Genomic DNA, 17,532 nt, shown 5'->3' with positions numbered 1-17,532 from the left:
ACCTTGGTGAGGCGGCGCACCCGGAACACGCTCTCGGCGGTCGTGCCGGCACCAGGCTCGTTCCCGACGTTCATCCGCCGACTCTTATCCAGGTATGGCCCCCAGTCAACCGCCGCAGCACCGAAATTGATGCAGCTCAGCTCCCGCCGGCGCGGCCTGTCGGCGCCGGTTAGGCGGGCATTTCCCGCCGGAAGGCCCTAAAATGGACTCAACAGCGGCCAATGGCGCAGAATAGCCGGCCAGGGTCCGGCCAACGGCCCGCCGGTGCCGACCATGTTATTGATATCGGTCAGAATTACATGCGACTATCAGATACAGAACGCAGACATAACCGTCCGGGCACGGGAAATTACATGCAGAAACGCAGCTATTGCACCGATGCAAACTGGGTGGGGCGCGCCGATTGCGCCCGCTGCGGCATCCGCGACCTCATGCTGTTTTCCGGGCTGCCGACCACGGCGTTCACCGACGACCTGGAACCCGTCGATCACTTCATCTTCCCGGCCGGCAAAACCCTCTACCAGGAGGGCGACGACGATGGCGCGGTCTTCACGGTGCGCAAGGGACTGATCAAGCTGCTGTCGATCAACGAGCAGGGCGAACAGCGCATCGTCCGGTTGGTGGGGCCCAAGGCCGCCATCGGCCTGGAGCTGCTCGATGCCGGCAGTACCTACCGCCACACCGCGATCGCCGCCGGCGACAGCGACATCTGCCGGATTCCGGTACACACCATCGAGCAGCTCAACACCCGCTTCCCCGCGCTGTGCGACCAGATCCGCCAGCGGCTGCAGGACCAGCTCGACCGCGCGGATGAGTGGATCGTGAACCTCGCCACCGGGCCGGCCAAGAAGCGCATCGCCAATCTGCTGCTGTTCATGCTGCGGCATTCAGCCAGCCAGAGTGGCGTGTTTCCGATGCTCGGCGGCAATGACATGGCGGCGATCATCGGCACCTCGCCGGAAACCGTCAGCCGCAACATCGCGGACCTGAAACGGCAGGGTGTACTGGAAAAGGTCGCTCCCGGTCATTACCGGGGCAACCATGACGAGCTGGAAGCCCTGCTCCGCTAGGATCACACCTTGCCGGCACTCTGCCCCCGGCGCCGCCTGAACGGAAATGCAGCACAATTTCAGGTACAGCGCGGCGGGCGCGCTGGCCGTCATCGGCCTGCTCTGGCTGCTCGCCCTGCTCGACCAGGGCCTCGATCTGCGGTTGTACCGGCTCGGGATCTACCCGCGTGCCCTGATCGGCCTGCCCGGCATCCTGTTCGCGCCGCTGATCCACGGCTCCTGGGGCCATCTGATCTCCAACAGCTTCGCGCTGCTGGTACTGCTGACGACCCTGCTGTACGGCTATCCGCGTTCGGCGCGCGCGGCGCTGGCGCTGATCTGGCTCGGCTCGAACCTGTGTGTCTGGCTGTTCGCCCGCGCCAGCTGGCATTTCGGCGCGAGTGGCCTCACCCACGGCATCATGTTCTACATCTTCACCAGCGGCATCCTGCGGCGGGACCGGCCGTCGATCGCACTGGCGCTGATCGTGTTCCTGCTCTACGGCGGCATGATCTGGACCATCTTCCCGCAGCAACCCGACATCTCTTACGAGAGCCATTTCTTCGGTGCCGCGGCCGGCGTGCTGGCCGCACTGCTGTTCGCCCACCGCGATCCGCGGCCACCGGGGCGCCACTACGACTGGGAGGACGCGGAGAACGACACGACGTTGCCGGTCGAGCCCGGCGACAGACCCGTCAACCCGGCTGACCGTCGACACGCGGCCGCAGCCACAGCGGCAGACAACAGGCCAGCACCAGACTGAACGCCGCCAGCCAGCACAGCTGCGACAGCCCGATCCACCACGGGTAGTGCGCTGCGGCCACGAGTGGCAGCAGCACACGCAGCACGGCACCGGCCAGCAGGATGTACAGGGCCGGCGCGAACAGCGCAGGCGGCCGCTGCACGCTGCGTCCGGTGTGTCCGAGCGTCACGCGCACCATCATTCCCAGCGTGAACAGGCCGATGCCGCCGTAGGTATAGGCATGCAGGGCCAGGGTCGGCGCGATGCCGGTCAGCGGCGCCAGGGCGCGCAGCGCGAACCCGATGACGAGCCAGGCATAGCCCAGCCAGAGCACCGCCAGCAGCGGCCGGGCGAGCAGGCCCCGGGCATACCAGCCGGCGAGCCGCAAGGCATGCAACAGGCACAACACGGCCGCAAGCCCGGCCACGGCAGGTTGCTCCGGCCACAGGACATCGACCAGCCAGAACACCAGGAACAGGACGAGGCTGCTACGATCCAGCCAGCGGCGGTTGCTGACCTGGACCGGTCGGTCCAGCGCGCGCTCGATGAAAAACGGCAGCACCCGGCGTGCCATCACGAAGATCAGCGCCATCACCAGGTACACACCCGAATACAGTCCGGCCCGGGTGGCGCCGGGATACATCCCGAGCAGGCCCGCGTAGGAGAGCAGATTGGCGCAAGCCAGCAGCAGCAACTTGGACAGGATGCCCAGCTGCCGCCACTGCCGGACCCGGAACACCGGCCAGGCCACAGCCGTGACCAGTCCCAGATCGAACAGGACATCGGCCAGCATCGCCCAGTGCAGTGGCAGTCCGCCCCCCGCGAGCGGCACGCAGCGCGCGGCCAGCCAGGCGAGACACAGCAGCAGCAGCGGTACGCCGCGCAGGGTCTGCACCCCGGTCCAGTTGCGGACTGCGGTCAGCAGAAAGCCGGCAATCACGGCCAGGGTGTACCCGAAGACCATCTCGTGGGCGTGCCAGTCGAGTGCACTGATATCCGCACGCGGCCACGGCCAGCCCAGCGTATAGAACCCCAGCCAGGCGAGTACCGCCGCCAGCCCATACAGGCAGGCAAGCAGGAAAAACGGCCGGAATCCCAGGTTGAAGAGTGCGCAACCAGCAGACATGGCAGTCCTCCCGGCGCCGGCGTCCGGCCACCGGTGTAATCAGACAGCGCTGGGCTGCGACCGCGTCATCATATCAGGCATTGCATGCCTGCGGACCGAGTTCGCACAGGTGCTTGCGGCCCAGGGTGAAGCCGAAGCGCGAACCGGCACCCGGGGTGCTGGCGATGTCCAGCTGGGTGCCGTATTGCTCCAGGATGTGCTTGACGATGGACAGGCCGAGCCCGGTACCGCCCGATTCGCGCGAGCGTCCCACGTCCACCCGGTAGAAACGCTCGGTCAGGCGCTGCAGGTGCTGGGGTGAGATCCCTACCCCGGTATCGACGACCTCGAAGCGCACGCCGTTATCAACCGGAGCGAGCGTAACACTGATCACGCCGCCGGGCGGTGTGTAGCGCACGGCGTTCATGACCAGGTTGGAGACGGCCGCATGCAGATCCTGCGGGTTGCCGACAAGGCCAATATCCGGTGCGATGTCGGCCCGGACATCGTGTCCGCCTTGCAACTTGGTCGCCAGGCGCGCCTCCTCCACCACCTCGCCGACCAGACTGGAGAGGTTGACCGCATGCTTGCCCTCGGGCTGCCTGCGGCTCTCGAGGCGGGCCAGCGTGAGCAGATCCTGCAGGATACGCATCATGCGCTCGCTCTGGCGTTTCATCCGTGCCACAGGACGGGCCAGTACAGGATTGCTGTCCACCTCGCTTTCCAGCTGCTCGAGCGAACCCTGCAGGACCGCCAACGGGGTGCGCAATTCATGCGAGGCATTGGAAACGAAATCGCGGCGCATATTCTCCAGCAGGTGCTGCTGGGTCACGTCGCGCGCCAGCAGCAGGAACTGCTTGCGCTCGAACGGCACGATCCGGATGAAAATGCGCATGCGCTTGTCGCGCGGCGACTCGAGATTGAGCGTGTTATCGAATCGGCCTTGCTGCAGGTATTCCATAAACTTGGGATCCCTGAGCAGGTTTGACACCGGCTGCCCGGTGTCGGAACGTTGGATCCCGAGGATGTTCGTGGTGGCGTCATTCAGCCACTGAATGCGGAAGTTCTTGTCGAGCACGACCGTGGCATCCGGCAGGGCCTGGGTCGAGGCCTGGAACTGCTTGAGCAGCTTGCCAATCTGCTTCTTGCGCTTGGCCGCCTTGCGACGCTTTACTTCGAGACGGTAATAGACGTATCCCCACACCCCGCGCGCGGCAGGGGGTAACTGGTTGGCGCTGTCTTCGAGCCAGCGCACCAGCCGCCACAGGTGGTATAGATGCCAGACCATGTAGCCGAGGAGAATGACCGCCAACAGCCACTTGCTGATATCGGTCAGTTCACAGAGGGACCAGCCAGCCAGCAACAGCAATCCGAGCGCCAGCAGCTCCCGGTATAGCGAAACAGGCTGGTACAATCAGGAACCCCGCAGGCTGAACCGGTAACCCGCACCGCGTACGGTCTGAATCAGGCCGGCCTTGCCCACCGGCTCCAGTGCCTTGCGCAGACGGCGGATATGCACGTCCACGGTACGCTCCTCGATGAAGACCTGGTGCCCCCACACGCTGTCGAGCAGCTGGCTGCGCGAATACACCCGGTCGGAGTTCGACATGAAGTGTTTCAGCAGGCGGAATTCGGTGGGGCCCAGGTTGACTTCCGTGGTGTCGGCCAGCACCCGGTGGGTACTGGTATCGAGTGTCAGACCGCCCAGTTCGAGCCGTTCGTGATCCGCGGGTGGTTGCGTATTGCGTAGCTGGGAACGTATGCGGGCCTGCAGCTCCTTGAGCGAGAACGGCTTGACGATGTAGTCGTCCGCCCCGCTGTCCAGGCCGGCCACACGGTCACCGACCTCGCCGCGGGCGGTCAGCATGATGACGGGCAGCGCCCGGAAACGGTCGATGCGGCGGATCTGGCGCAGCCAGTTTAGGCCGGTGGTATCCGGCAACATCCAGTCGAGCAGCACCAGGTCGGGCATGTGCTGCTCCAGCAGTTTGCGCGCCTCGCTGACGGTGCCGGCGCTGTGGATCGTGTATCCCGATTGTTCGAGTGTTTCGGCCAGCATCTCACGCAGATCGGCCTCGTCCTCCACAATCAGGATCGTCGACATCCCAACATCGCCTTCGGCAGTCGTCTCGCGCAGCGGCTCATAATCCGATTTGCTGCTCGAGCTCATCGATGGTCGTATGCCGTACATCCTTGCCTCTCACCAGGTAAACGACGTATTCACAAATGTTCTTGGCATGATCGCCGATGCGTTCCAGCGCCCGGATTACCCAGATCAGGGCCTGGAACATCTCGATATCCGCGGGCACGGTCTTCATGTGATCGATGATCTCGGACAGCAGCTCGAAGTAGCGCTGGTCCACCTCCTTGTCCCTCTGGGCCGCCTTCACGGCCGCGCCCAGGTCCATGCGGACGAAGGCATCCAGCGCCTCGCGCAACATCCCGACGACCATCTGCCCGAGTTGATCGATCTGCGGCATGAGCACGTCCATATTCGCGAAGCTGCTGGAATCGATGTCGATCGTGACCTGGGCGATCTTTTCGGATTCGTCGCCAATGCGCTCGATATCCGTGATGGTCTTGATGATGGCCATCACCATGCGCAGGTCGCCGGCCGCCGGCTGGCGGCGCGCGAGGATGTAGGTGCAATCCTCGTCGATGCAGACTTCCTGGGCATTGACGCGGTGATCGGTGCGGATGACGTACTCGGCCAGCTCGAAGTTGCGCTCGCGCAGCGCGGTCAGGGCACTGGTGACCTGACTCTCGACCAGCCCCCCCATCGCCACCACCCGGTTGCGCAGGCTGTCCAGCTCACGGTCATAGCGGTGGTGGATATGCTCACCCAGACCTACATTGCTCATAGTGTGTATACCTGCCAGATTGCTGAAAACGCCCGGGTGAACAGGAACTTCACTGTCTGCCGCGAGCAAGAGTGTATGCCTGGATTATGACATATTTGTGACACCCCCTCACTCCGCTAGTTATCGGCCGAGCAAGCGGAAATTCAGCGGATGTAATAATACTGTCACATGGGACCGCTAGAGTTTCGCCAAATTTACCATCCCGTGACGGGTCATATCAGGAGATACCATGCACAACCCCATCATTAAAACCTCACTCATCGCCGGCCTGCTGGGCCTGGGTCTTTCGACGGCATATGCCGCTCGCGATACCATCATGATCGTAGGCTCCAGCACCGTGTATCCGTTTGCCACGGTGGTAGCGGAGCACTTCGGCAAGAGCACCCAGTTCAAGACCCCCAAGATCGAGTCCACCGGCTCCGGCGGCGGCCTGAAACTGTTCTGCGCGGGCGCCGGCGTCGACACCCCGGACATCACCAATGCCTCGCGCAAGATCAAGACCTCCGAGATCGAGACCTGCAAGCAGAACGGCGTCAGCGAGATCGTCGAGATCAAGATCGGTTATGACGGCATCGCCATCGCCAACTCCAAGCAGGCCCCGCAGCTGTCGCTGACCCTGCGCGATCTGTTCCTGGCCCTGGCCAAGGATGTCCCTGCCACCGACGGCAGCGAGAAGCTGGTAGCCAATCCCTACAAGACCTGGAAGGATGTCAATCCCACCCTGCCGGATACCGCCATCGAGGTGCTCGGCCCGCCGCCGACTTCCGGCACCCGCGATGCCTTCGTAGAACTGGCGATGGAAGGCGGCTGCGACAGCTTCGACTGGATCAAGGCCATGAAGAAGACGGACAAGGACGCCTACCAGGCAGCCTGCCAGACCATCCGCGAGGACGGCGCCTACATCGAGGCCGGCGAGAACGACAACCTGATCGTGCAGAAACTGGAGGCCAATCCGAAGGCGGTCGGCATCTTCGGCTTCAGCTTCCTGGATCAGAACAGCGACAAGATCCAGGGTTCGAAGGTCGATGGCGTGGCACCCGAATTTGAGTCCATCGCCAGCGGCGAGTACGCTGTATCGCGCCCGCTGTTCATGTACGTCAAAAAGGCGCATGTGGGTTCCATCCCGGGTATCGAGGAATACCTGGCAGAGTTCACCAGCGAAAAGGCCTGGGGTCAGAACGGCTACCTCGCCGACAAGGGGCTGATCCCCATGCCTGACGCAGAGCGTGGTCAGATGGCGCAAACAGCCAAGAACCTGAGCGCTATGTAAAATCGGGTCGCTGCCGCAGCGCACGACCGGGGGTGGATGTGCAGTAAACACATCCACCCTTTTTTTCCTGGGTATACAAGAACGTGGATGCAAATAGATTACTGATCCTGGTCTGCCTGCTGGCCTGCGGGGCCTACCTGCTGGGTCGTCACCGCGCCTACAGCGTCAGTGGCGGAGCCATACGCAAGCTACGTTCGCTGCCCGGCCATTACGGTTTCTACAGCCTGATCCTCACCGCCGTACCGGCCCTGGCCCTGCTACTGTGCTGGTCGATGCTGGCACAGCCCGTGATCGACAGCATGGTGCTGGCGGAACTGCCGGCAGACATGCAGGGTCGGCCTGCAGCAGAACTTGAACTGCTGCTCAACGATGTCAAGAATAGCCTCCAGGGTGTCGGCAGCGGCACCGGTTCGGCCCTGGTCGGAACACTGGCTGAACGCTACACCGAATTACTCAAGAACTCTAATCTGCTGCTCTGGATCCTGACCCTGGCCCTGACCGTCGCCGGCATGGGCTGGGCTTGGAAACACATCCGTCTCGATTATCCAGCCCAGCATCGCGTAGAGCGCGCCATCGTCTATGGACTGATCGGCTGCTCCCTGCTTGCCATATTCACCACCATCGGCATCGTGCTGTCAGTGCTGTTCGAATCGCTGCGCTTCTTCCACGCCGTACCGATCACCGATTTCCTGTTCGGCCTGGAATGGAGCCCGCAGACGGCGATCCGCAGCGACCAGGTCGGCTCCTCCGGTGCCTTCGGCGCCATCCCGCTCTTTACCGGCACCTTGCTCATATCCACCATCGCCATGCTGGTGGCCTTCCCCATCGGCCTGATGTCGTCGATCTACCTCGCCGAATATGCGGATCAGCGCGCCCGCGCCGTGCTCAAGCCGGTGCTGGAAATCCTGGCCGGCATACCCACTGTGGTATACGGCTTTTTCGCCGCCCTGTTCGTGGCGCCGATGCTGCGCGGTTTCGGCCACGCGCTGGGGTTGACCGTCGCCTCGGAAAGCGCGCTCGCCGCCGGCCTGGTCATGGGCATCATGATCGTACCGTTCGTGTCATCGATCTCCGATGACGTTATTACCGCCGTACCCAATGCGATGCGCGAGGGTTCCTATGGCCTGGGCGCGACCAAGTCGGAGACCATCCGCAAGGTGATAATCCCGGCGGCACTGCCCGGCATCGTCGGCGGCGTGCTGCTGGCGGTTTCGCGCGCGATCGGCGAAACCATGATCGTGGTCATGGCGGCCGGCCTGGCTGCCAACCTCACCGCCAACCCGCTCGAAGCCGTCACGACCGTGACCGTACAGATCGTGACCCTGCTGGTCGGAGACCAGGAATTCGACAGTCCCAAGACCCTGGCAGCGTTTGCACTGGGTCTGGTGCTGTTCGTGGTGACCCTGGTCCTCAACATCATCGCGCTGCACGTGGTGCGGCGCTATCGTGAACAGTATGAATAAGCAGAGTAATTCCGAAATGGATGCGGCAAGCACCGTTGCCAAGATGCAACGTAATCTGAAGCGGCGCTATGCGGCGGAAAGGCGCTTCAGACTGTATGGTCTGACCTCCATTCTGCTGGCGCTGGCCTTCATGCTGCTGCTGTTCGCCGGCATCTTCGGCAAGGGCTGGGGCGCCTTCCAACAGACGCAGATCAGGCTGGCGATCGATCTGGGCAGCGTGGAATTTCCGGCCTCGGTGGCAGATGTCGAGGGCTTCTATGCCGTCGACTATGCCGGCCTGATCAAGCAGGCGCTGTATACCGATTTCCCTGAGGTCACCGAACGACGCGAGCGACGCGACCTCTACCACATCATCAGTCCCGGTGCCGTCTACGTATTGCGCGACCGGATCATGGCGGCGCCGGAACAGATCGGGGGCACCGTGGATTTCTGGCTGCCCGCGGACGACGACGTGGACATGTACATAAAGAGCAATTACGATGCCGATGAAAGCGCGGGTGGCCGCCTCAGCCCGCAACAGACAGGCTGGGTAGAAACCCTGCGCAAACAGGGCCGCCTGGAGACGCATTTCAACACTACCTTCTTCACCGCCGGCGATTCGCGCGAGCCCGAGCTGGCCGGTATCCGCGGCGCCCTGACGGGCAGCTTCCTCACCCTGCTGGTCACGTTGCTGCTTTCCTTTCCGATCGGTGTCGGTGCAGCGATCTATCTCGAGGAATTCGCCCCGAAGAACCGCTGGACCGACCTGATCGAGGTCAACGTCAACAACCTTGCCGCGGTGCCGTCGATCGTGTTCGGTCTGCTCGGCCTGGCCGTGTTCATCAACTTCTTCGGTGTGCCGCGCTCGGCACCCGTGGCGGGCGGCATGGTGCTGACGCTCATGACCCTGCCGACCATCATCATATCGAGCCGCGCAGTGCTCAAGGCCGTACCGCCGTCGATCCGCGAGGCCGCGCTCGGCGTCGGTGCCTCGAAGGTACAGACGGTCTTCCACCATGTGGTTCCCATGGCCATGCCGGGCATGCTGACCGGTACGATCATCGGCATGGCGCAGGCGCTGGGGGAAACCGCACCGCTGCTGATGATCGGTATGGTCGCCTTTATCGTGGATGTCCCGGGCGGCATATTCGACCCGTCGACGGTGCTGCCGGTGCAGATCTACCTGTGGGCGGACAGCCCGGAACGCGCATTCATGGAGCGGACCGCGGCTGCCATCATGGTGCTATTGGCCTTTCTGGTGGTCATGAATGCCGCCGCCGTGATTTTACGTAAACGCTATGAGAAAAAGTGGTAGTCTGGCAGGAGATAAATCATGACCGAAACCATCATGGAACAGGACTCTTTCACAGGCACCCGGCCTGCCATCGACCTTACCAATCTGGACCAGATCAGGGACCGCGAAGAGGACCAGGCGCATGAGACCGTGGGTGACATCACGGTTGCAGACCCGCGCTTCGTGTGCCGCAACGTCGACGTTTACTACGGCGAGAAACATGCGATCCGCAATGTGTCGATCGATATCGGCAAGAACGAGGTCATCGCCATGATCGGTCCGTCGGGCTGCGGCAAGTCCACCTTCCTGCGCTGCCTCAACCGCATGAACGACGTGGTCGAAAGCTGCCGCGTAGCCGGCAACATCACGCTGGACAGCGAGGACATCTACAGCAAGTCGACCGATGTGGTCACCCTGCGTGCGCGCGTCGGCATGGTATTCCAGCGCCCGAATCCCTTTCCCAAGTCGATCTACGAGAACGTCGCCTACGGGCCGCGCATCCACGGCCTGGTCGACAGCAAGATCGATCTGGACGAGGTCGTGGAGACGAGCCTGCGCAAGGCGGGACTGTGGGGCGAGGTCAAGGACCAGCTGCACCATCCAGGCACCGGCCTGTCCGGGGGCCAGCAGCAGCGCCTCTGTATCGCTCGCACCATCGCCGTCAAGCCCGAGGTCATCCTCATGGACGAACCCTGCTCCGCGCTCGATCCGATCGCCACGGCACGGATCGAGGAACTGATGGACGAGCTGAGCGAACACTACTCCATCGTGATCGTGACCCACTCCATGCAGCAAGCCGCGCGCGTATCACGGCGCACCGCCTATTTCCATCTGGGGGAACTGATCGAGGTCGGCGACACCAACCAGATCTTCACCAATCCCGTGCACCGCCTGACCGAGGGTTACATCACCGGTCGTTTCGGCTGAGCGCAGGACTCCCGGCGCATGCCGGCCTGCCGCGGGCGCGCTACAGCGGCACCAACTCGGGGATCGGCGATGCATTCTTGGCATCGACCTTGGCGTAAAGGTCATAGAGGGCGGCCTGCAGGGCCTCTTCCATGACCGGGTGGTAGAACGGCATCTGCAACGTCTCACCGACCGTCATACCTTGCTGGATACACCATGCCAGCAGGTGTCCCAGGTTCTCGCCCTTTGCACAGGCCATCTCGGCCCCCAGCAGGCGGCCGCTGGCCCGGTCGGCATAAACCCGGATCACGCCGCGATTCTTGGCCATGATCAGCGCACGTCCGACCGGTGCCAAGCCGACCTGCCCAATAGCCGCGGTCTCCGGATCGAGGTCGACGTAGCGGGTGCCGACCACGACGAGATTGGGATCGCAGAAGGTGATACTGAGCGGCGTCTTGCGCCGAAAGGCCGCCGGCTCGGCGGCGATCGCGTTGTGACCGGCGATGCGGCCCTCGTCGCCGGCCTCGTGCAGCAGCGGCCGCTCGCCGGTGACATCGCCGGCGATGAAGATGGGGGTATCGCCGATGCGCATGGTCGCCGGGTCGAACACCGGGACGCCGCGTTCGTCCAGCGCAACGCCGATATCCGCCAGCCCGAGTTTGCCTAGATTGGGAATGCGCCCCATGCTGGCGAATACCCGCTCCACCTCGATGGCCCGCGCGCCAGCCTGCACCCGCAACTGTCCGCTGTCCGTTGCGGTGACTTCCGCCGGCCGTCCCAACCACAGCGGCAGTTCCTTGCCGATGGCGTCGATGGCGGCGTTGGCGGTCTCCGGGTCACTCAGGCCGCCGATCGTGTCCAGCTGGTCGATGCCCGTGACCGTGAGCCCCATGCGCGCGAGCGACTGGCCGATCTCGAGCCCGATCACGCCGAGCCCGATCACGGCGACCGACTGCGGCAGATCCTCCAGGTCGAAGAATTCATCGGTCGTGATGATCCGGTCGCGGAAGGGTTCCCACGCTGCCGGCACGAGCGGGCGCGAACCGGTGGCGATGATGATACGCCGCGCCCGGACGCGTTCGCCCGTGTCGATTTCCAGCAGATCCGGCGCGAGGAAACGGGCATAGCCCTGGATGAAATTCTCCGCGGGCAGTTTGTCGGTACTCCCGGACAGCACGCGCTCGACGAAAATGTCGCGCAGGTCCTGCACATACTCCATCGCCTCCGGGATGGCCAGGCGCATGTCCTCGTGACCTTCGATCCCGTAGCGGTTGAATACGTTGCGCCGGTAGTAGTCCTCGGCCACCTGGATCACGGCCTTCGAGGGCATGCAGCCCACCCGCGCGCAGGTCGTGCCCAGCGCACCGCCATTGATGAGCACGAATGACTTGCCGGAGGAACGTACCTTCCCCAGCGCATACAATCCGGCGCTGCCGGAACCGATGATCGCAACGTCGACCTTGCGTTCTGTCATCTCGACCTCTCGCCTGGACACGGCCAGTGTCTGCACCCGGCGGCCGCATCGCCGCCCCGGAGCGGCAAGGATAAACACAAGCACTCGGCGTATCCAGCCGCGCGGACCTAGCGACGCAGCTACGGTGTGCTTGACAGCCTGCCGTGTCACCGGAACACTGCGCTCAATGCAACCGGCAAGAGGACAGGCATGAAACGCATCACCGTGGTGGGAACCGGCTTCGGCGGATTGACCGCCGTGCGCACGCTGCGCCGGCTCATGCCCGCGGCGGAGCTCACCGTCATCGGCAAGCGGGCCGAATTTTTCTACTATCCCAGCCTCATCTGGATCCCGGCCGGCATCCGCAGCGGGGATGATCTCGAGATCGGCCTGGACAACTTTTTCCGCCGCATGCGCGTAACGTTCCACCACGGCGCAGCGGTCGGCATCCGTGACGGCGGCCGGGTGGTCGAGACCGAGACCGGCGCGGTGGGAAACGACGGCCTGATCATCGCCACCGGCGGGCGCTATCTCACCAAGCTGCCCGGCATCGAGCACGCCGCCATTCCCTGCCGCGGCCGCGCCGATGCCGAGCGCATCCGCGACCGCCTCGCCGAGCTGGATGGCGGCACGCTCGCCTTCGGCTTCGGCGGCAATCCGCAGGAACCGTCCGCCATGCGCGGCGGCCCGATCTTCGAATTCCTGTTCGGCACCGACACCCTGCTCCGGCGGCAGGGCCGGCGCGACCGCTTCCGGCTCGTCTTCTTCGCGCCATCCGAACGGCCCGGCCAGCGCCTCGGCGAAAAGGCGGTGGATGCCCTGCTGCGGCGCATGCAAGGCTGCGCCATAGAGACCCACCTGGGCCACAAGCTCAAGGGCTTCGAGGCTGGACGCGTCATCACCGAGGGCGGCGAGTTCGCCGCCGACCTGATCGTGTTCATGCCCGGGATGAGCGGCAGCCCGTGGCTGGACAACACGCCCCTGCCCAGATCCGCGGGTGGCCTGCTCGCTGCGGATGCCCATTGCCGCGTGCCGGGCTGGGAGCGGGTCTACGTGGCCGGCGACGCCGGCAGCTTCCCCGGCCCGGACTGGCAGCCCAAGCAGGCGCACATGGCCGACCTGCAGGCCGTCGCCGCGGCCAGGAACCTGGTGAGCGAACTCAACGGCGGGACCGCGACCGCGGGTTTCAAGGTGGAACTCGCCTGTATCATCGACTCCCTGGACGCGGGCACCCTCGTGACCCGCAGCGGCAGCCGTACGCTGCTGTTGCCGTCGACACGCCTGCTGCACTGGACCAAGCGGCTGTTCGAGTGGTGGTACCTGCGTCGCTACCGCTAGCGAGTGCACGGGGTTGTGCTAACACGCAGACGCTCGCATCCGGCCAGCCGCATGCACCTGGTCGGAATCAATTTCGGTTCGGCCTGATGCCGGACACACCGACCGCAACCGGCAATCAGTACCAGAGCTGGAGGTTCGCCGGCGACAGTGCAGCACTGATGAGTACCCGCAGTCTTCCCGGTCATACCCGGGCACCGCGTTACTTGAAGAGCTTGAGCACGGCCTCTACGGCAAGCGCAAGTATGCCAAGGGACGCGACATTCTTGACACTTAGCGTAATGTGACTTTCCTCCTCGTCGAGGAGCTTTGATGGCTTGCGCGGCTTGTTCCGCCGCGGCGCTTGCAGCAGACTTTCGGCCCGGGCGAATGCCCCGGTGAGTCGCTCAATCACGGCTTGCTCGTTTCCTTGCGGTGCATCGATGTCGTATCGCACCGTGATACTGCCGTTCGTCGGATTTATTTCAACGTGTTTGACACCGAGCTCAAATTCATCGCCCAGGGTGCGTAGGATGATACGAACACGATGTTCATGCAGTCGTTCTTCAGTGACAGTGGGTGACACATTCAGGCGTAGCCATGGGCACTTCATCCGGATACGACCCGGGGTGCACGACCTGATTTGGCAAGTACTCATCGCGTCTTCCATAGCTGTGATGCGCAGCCTCTATCCCGCAACCCCGCGCGCACCAGGAACCGAATGCGCCACGGCCGCACGGGATGATGAGATAAGCTCTAATACTATTGTGCGAGGAACAGATTTGATGTCAACGGCCGGCGCCGGCATCTGCAGCAGGCAGGCGTCCGGGCCGGAACATATTGCCGGTGCGGACCCGGGGTCCGGGACCGGGTTCATTTACCATGATGCAGTCCAGATCGCCCCACCGTCTGCAGCGCTTGGCAGCACCTTTTAGATTTCAGCCGGAATATCATGCATATCGCGCACATATGACGCGTGCCCGGTGGCAATATGCAAATCCCAGGCTTGGCGGGTGCTTCCTGGTCATGCGGCAAGTCGCCGTCAGGCGGCTCGGCTGCTCCAGCGTGAGAGTCGCACCGCGCAACGCTCCGGATGGCACAAGCGCTATACGCGATGCACGGAGGCCATGCAACACCGCAGCCGCGCCGTCAAGGCGCAACTCCCTGGGTGCGCGCCGTCCCGGAGCAACGAGACTGGCGCTACTGATTCGGGCAGCCGGTCTCCGGCTCGAGCAACAGGCTCACGCGCCCGTCCTGCACCCGCACCGGAAACCGGGCGGCGCAACCCTCGTCGGGTGCAGCGGCCAGCCCCGTGTCCAGGGCAATCTTCCAGTCGTGCAGCGGACAGGCGACCTGTCTGCCGGAAACGATCCCCTGCGACAGCGGACCGCCCTTGTGCGGACAGCGGTCACGCAGCGCGAAGACCTCGTCATCCAGGGTTCGGAAGACGGCGATCGGACCGTCGGCCGTGGCAATGACGCGCGCACCCTGGCGGGGAATCTCGTCCACCCGCCCGATCTCGATCCATGCGTCCTTCAGATTCAGCGACAGCGTGCTCATTGCGATGTTCTCCGGTTCAGGCCAGTCTGGCCAGGGGTGTGTATTCATGCTGCTGCGCGCCTTCCGCGCGCGCCTTCCAGGGGTCGATCTGGGCAGGCTGCTGCGAGACCCGGAAGCGTTCCGCCAGGGCCTCACGGCTGGCGGCATCCTCCACCACCCGCTGCTTGATGTGGGCCAGCCCCACCCGCTCCACCCACGGGGCGGTGCGCTCCAGGTAGTGGGCCTCCTCGCGGTAGAGCTGCGTGAATGCGGCACAGTATTCCAGCACCTGCGCCTCGGTCTCCACCTTGCACAGCAGGTCGGTGACCCGCACCTTGATACCGCCGTTGCCGCCGACGTGCAGTTCGTAGCCGGAATCCACGCACACCACGCCGAAATCCTTGATGGTCGCCTCGGCGCAGTTGCGCGGACAGCCCGAGACCGCGAGCTTGAACTTGTGCGGCATCCACGAACCCCAGGTCAGCTGTTCCAGCTGCACGCCCAGCCCGGTGGAATCCTGGGTGCCGAAACGGCACCACTGGCTGCCCACGCAGGTCTTCACCGTACGCAGGGCCTTGCCGTAGGCATGGCCGGAGACGAAACCGGCGGCGGACAGGTCGGCCCACAGCGCGGGCAGGTCTTCCTTTCTCACCCCGAACAGGTCGATACGCTGGCCGCCGGTGACCTTCATCTCCGGCACGCTGAACTTGTCGGCCACGTCGGCGATCGCGCGCAGGTCGCTCGGGGTACACAAGCCGCCGAACATGCGCGGTACGACGGAAAACGTGCCGTCCTTCTGGATGTTGCCATGCGCGCGCTCGTTGATGTAACGGGACTGGGCGTCGTCGGCGTATTCCGTGGGCCAGGCGCAGAGCAGGTAATAGTTCAGTGCCGGGCGGCACTTGTTGCAGCCGTCGGGCGTCTTCCACTCCAGGAAGCGCATGGTATCCGGCATGGTTTTCAGCCCCTGCGCGACGATCGCGGCGCGCACCTCGTCGTGCGTGTGTTCGGTGCAGGCGCACAGGGGCTTCCGCGATGGCGCCGTGGAATAGTCGCCGCCTGCGGTGGCGGTCAGCAGCGTCTCCACCAGACCGGTGCAGGAGCCGCAGGAGGCGGAGGCCTTGGTGTGGGCACGCACCTCGTCCAGGGTGAACAGCTTCTTGTCCCGGATCGCCTTGACGATGTCGCCCTTGCACACGCCGTTGCAGCCGCAGATCTCCGCCGTATCGGGCAGTGTCATCAGACGGGTCTGTTCGTCACCGCCCCCGGCGCCGGAATCACCGATGTGATGCCGGCCGAACAGCAGTCTGTCTCGGTAGTCTGAAACATCGGTTCCGTCGCGCATCAGTTCGAAATACCAGGCCCCGTCCAGGGTGTCGCCGTACAGACAGGCGCCCGCCACCCGGTTGTCCCTGAGCACCAGCTTCTTGTAGGCGCCACGCCCGGGGTCCTGGAACACGATCTCTTCGCAGTCCTCGCCGCCGGTGAAATTACCGGCCGAGAACAGGTCGATGCCGGTAACCTTCAGCTTGGTCGAGGTCATCGAGCCCTGATAGCGTGCCACGCCGTGCTCGGCCAGGTGGTTGGCGCAGACCTTCGCCTGCTCGAACAGCGGCGCCACCAGGCCGTAGGCGATACCGCGGTGGTTGACGCATTCCCCCACGGCGTAGATGGCCGGATCGTAGGTCTGCATAGTGTCGTTGACCACGATACCCCGCTGGCAGTGCAGCCCGGCCGCCTCCGCCAGCGCCGTGTTGGGGCGTATACCCACCGCCATCACCACGAGATCGGCCGGCACCGCGGATCCATCCGTGAATTTCACGGCGCACACCCGACCCGATTCGCCGCGCACGAGTTCCTGCGTCTGCTGCTCCAGCAGGAAGCGCAGCCCTTTCGCCTCCAGGCTCTGCTGCAGCAGGTTCGCCGCCGGCTTGTCCAGCTGGCGCTCCAGCAGCCAGGGCGCGAGGTGCACGACGGTGACCTCCATGCCGCGCGCCTTGAGGCCGTTCGCCGCTTCCAGGCCCAGCAGGCCGCCGCCGATGACCACCGCGCAGCTGAACCGGGACGCGGCCTCGATCATGCGATCGACGTCGGCGATGTCGCGGAACCCGACCACGCCATCCAGGTCGGTGCCGGGCACGGGCAGTACGAAGGGCCTGGAACCGGTGGCCAGCAGCAGCCGGTCGTACTCCGCCCGGCTGCCATCGTCGGCCTGGACGCAACGGCGCCTGCGGTCGATCTGCACCACCCGCCTGCCGCTGTGCAGCGTGATTCCGTGCGCCGCGTACCAGTCGCGGTCGTTCAGCACGATCTGTTCCAGCGTCTGCTCCCCGGCCAGCAGCGGCGAGAGCATGATGCGGTTGTAATTGGGATGCGGTTCGTCGCCGAACACCGTGATGTCGTACATGTCGGGAGCGGATTTCAGCAGTTCCTCCAGCGTGCGGATACCTGCCATGCCGTTGCCCACCAGAACCAGTTTCATGCGTGCCATAACTAAACCCTTGCTTGCGTCATTCGGATGGATACGTCTCACCAGCAGCCACGGACGCGTAGCGCC

Annotated in this window: 15 protein-coding genes; 7 read left to right on the top strand and 8 right to left on the bottom strand. The window is 64.2% G+C overall.

Going from position 1 to position 17,532, the window contains the following annotated elements:
* The first annotated feature begins 353 nt into the window (after positions 1 to 353).
* A complete protein-coding gene (locus R3F42_04785; protein MEZ5541341.1) occupies positions 354 to 1,070 on the top strand; it encodes a Crp/Fnr family transcriptional regulator in 717 nt (238 codons plus the stop codon).
* Between the two features lie 46 nt (positions 1,071 to 1,116).
* Positions 1,117 to 1,812: a rhomboid family intramembrane serine protease gene (locus R3F42_04780; GenBank protein ID MEZ5541340.1), complete on the top strand. Its 696-nt coding sequence runs from the start codon at positions 1,117 to 1,119 to the stop codon at positions 1,810 to 1,812.
* On the opposite strand, the gene R3F42_04775 is transcribed toward R3F42_04780, so the two are convergent.
* The 4 genes from R3F42_04775 to phoU form a co-directional block, all read right to left on the bottom strand.
* Positions 1,745 to 2,917, bottom strand: a complete 1,173-nt coding sequence (locus R3F42_04775) for an NnrS family protein (protein MEZ5541339.1) — start codon at positions 2,915 to 2,917, stop codon at positions 1,745 to 1,747. The genes R3F42_04780 and R3F42_04775 overlap by 68 nt on opposite strands.
* Before the next feature lie 73 nt (positions 2,918 to 2,990).
* Positions 2,991 to 4,310 carry a phosphate regulon sensor histidine kinase PhoR gene (gene phoR / locus R3F42_04770; protein ID MEZ5541338.1) on the bottom strand — a complete coding sequence of 440 codons (1,320 nt, stop codon included), beginning with the start codon at positions 4,308 to 4,310 and terminating at the stop codon, positions 2,991 to 2,993.
* The gene (gene phoB / locus R3F42_04765; GenBank protein ID MEZ5541337.1) at positions 4,311 to 5,000 is read right to left on the bottom strand and encodes a phosphate regulon transcriptional regulator PhoB; all 690 of its coding nucleotides are present in this window, start codon (positions 4,998 to 5,000) and stop codon (positions 4,311 to 4,313) included.
* 37 nt (positions 5,001 to 5,037) lie between these two features.
* Complete coding sequence (gene phoU / locus R3F42_04760; GenBank protein ID MEZ5541336.1) at positions 5,038 to 5,757, bottom strand: phosphate signaling complex protein PhoU; 720 nt, start codon at positions 5,755 to 5,757, stop codon at positions 5,038 to 5,040.
* A 229-nt stretch (positions 5,758 to 5,986) separates the two neighbouring features.
* Between phoU and R3F42_04755 the strand changes: the two genes are divergently transcribed.
* The 4 genes from R3F42_04755 (at position 5,987) to pstB (ending at position 10,690) form a co-directional block, all read left to right on the top strand.
* Positions 5,987 to 7,027, top strand: a complete 1,041-nt coding sequence (locus R3F42_04755; GenBank protein MEZ5541335.1) for a PstS family phosphate ABC transporter substrate-binding protein — start codon at positions 5,987 to 5,989, stop codon at positions 7,025 to 7,027.
* Positions 7,028 to 7,110: 83 nt separating this feature from the next.
* A complete protein-coding gene (gene pstC, locus R3F42_04750) occupies positions 7,111 to 8,490 on the top strand; it encodes a phosphate ABC transporter permease subunit PstC (GenBank protein MEZ5541334.1) in 1,380 nt (459 codons plus the stop codon).
* Positions 8,483 to 9,784 (top strand): phosphate ABC transporter permease PstA, encoded by a 1,302-nt coding sequence (gene pstA, locus R3F42_04745; GenBank protein MEZ5541333.1) that lies wholly within the window; start codon positions 8,483 to 8,485, stop codon positions 9,782 to 9,784. Before pstC ends, pstA begins: the two co-directional genes overlap by 8 nt.
* A gap of 33 nt (positions 9,785 to 9,817) precedes the next feature.
* Complete coding sequence (gene pstB, locus R3F42_04740) at positions 9,818 to 10,690, top strand: phosphate ABC transporter ATP-binding protein PstB (protein MEZ5541332.1); 873 nt, start codon at positions 9,818 to 9,820, stop codon at positions 10,688 to 10,690.
* Between the two features lie 40 nt (positions 10,691 to 10,730).
* Here pstB and R3F42_04735 read toward each other — a convergent pair whose 3' ends face one another.
* Positions 10,731 to 12,143 (bottom strand): dihydrolipoyl dehydrogenase, encoded by a 1,413-nt coding sequence (locus R3F42_04735; GenBank protein MEZ5541331.1) that lies wholly within the window; start codon positions 12,141 to 12,143, stop codon positions 10,731 to 10,733.
* Positions 12,144 to 12,332: 189 nt separating this feature from the next.
* On the opposite strand from R3F42_04735, the gene R3F42_04730 reads away from it, so the two are divergent.
* Entirely contained in the window at positions 12,333 to 13,460 is a 1,128-nt protein-coding gene (locus R3F42_04730) for an FAD-dependent oxidoreductase (GenBank protein MEZ5541330.1), read from the top strand.
* Between the two features lie 199 nt (positions 13,461 to 13,659).
* Here R3F42_04730 and R3F42_04725 read toward each other — a convergent pair whose 3' ends face one another.
* The 3 genes from R3F42_04725 to nirB form a co-directional block, all read right to left on the bottom strand.
* Positions 13,660 to 14,049, bottom strand: coding sequence for a hypothetical protein (locus tag R3F42_04725; GenBank protein ID MEZ5541329.1), 390 nt, complete (start codon positions 14,047 to 14,049; stop codon positions 13,660 to 13,662).
* Positions 14,050 to 14,636: 587 nt separating this feature from the next.
* On the bottom strand, positions 14,637 to 14,996 hold the full coding sequence (nirD, locus tag R3F42_04720) for a nitrite reductase small subunit NirD (protein MEZ5541328.1): 360 nt from the start codon (positions 14,994 to 14,996) through the stop codon (positions 14,637 to 14,639).
* 16 nt (positions 14,997 to 15,012) lie between these two features.
* The gene (gene nirB, locus R3F42_04715; GenBank protein MEZ5541327.1) at positions 15,013 to 17,466 is read right to left on the bottom strand and encodes a nitrite reductase large subunit NirB; all 2,454 of its coding nucleotides are present in this window, start codon (positions 17,464 to 17,466) and stop codon (positions 15,013 to 15,015) included.
* Positions 17,467 to 17,532 lie beyond the last annotated feature (66 nt).

The organism is Pseudomonadota bacterium (genome assembly GCA_041395565.1).
Lineage (GTDB): Bacteria > Pseudomonadota > Gammaproteobacteria > UBA9214 > UBA9214 > UBA9214.
The sequence above is the reverse complement of the archived record's forward strand: the minus strand, read 5'-3'. Positions and strand labels throughout refer to the sequence as shown.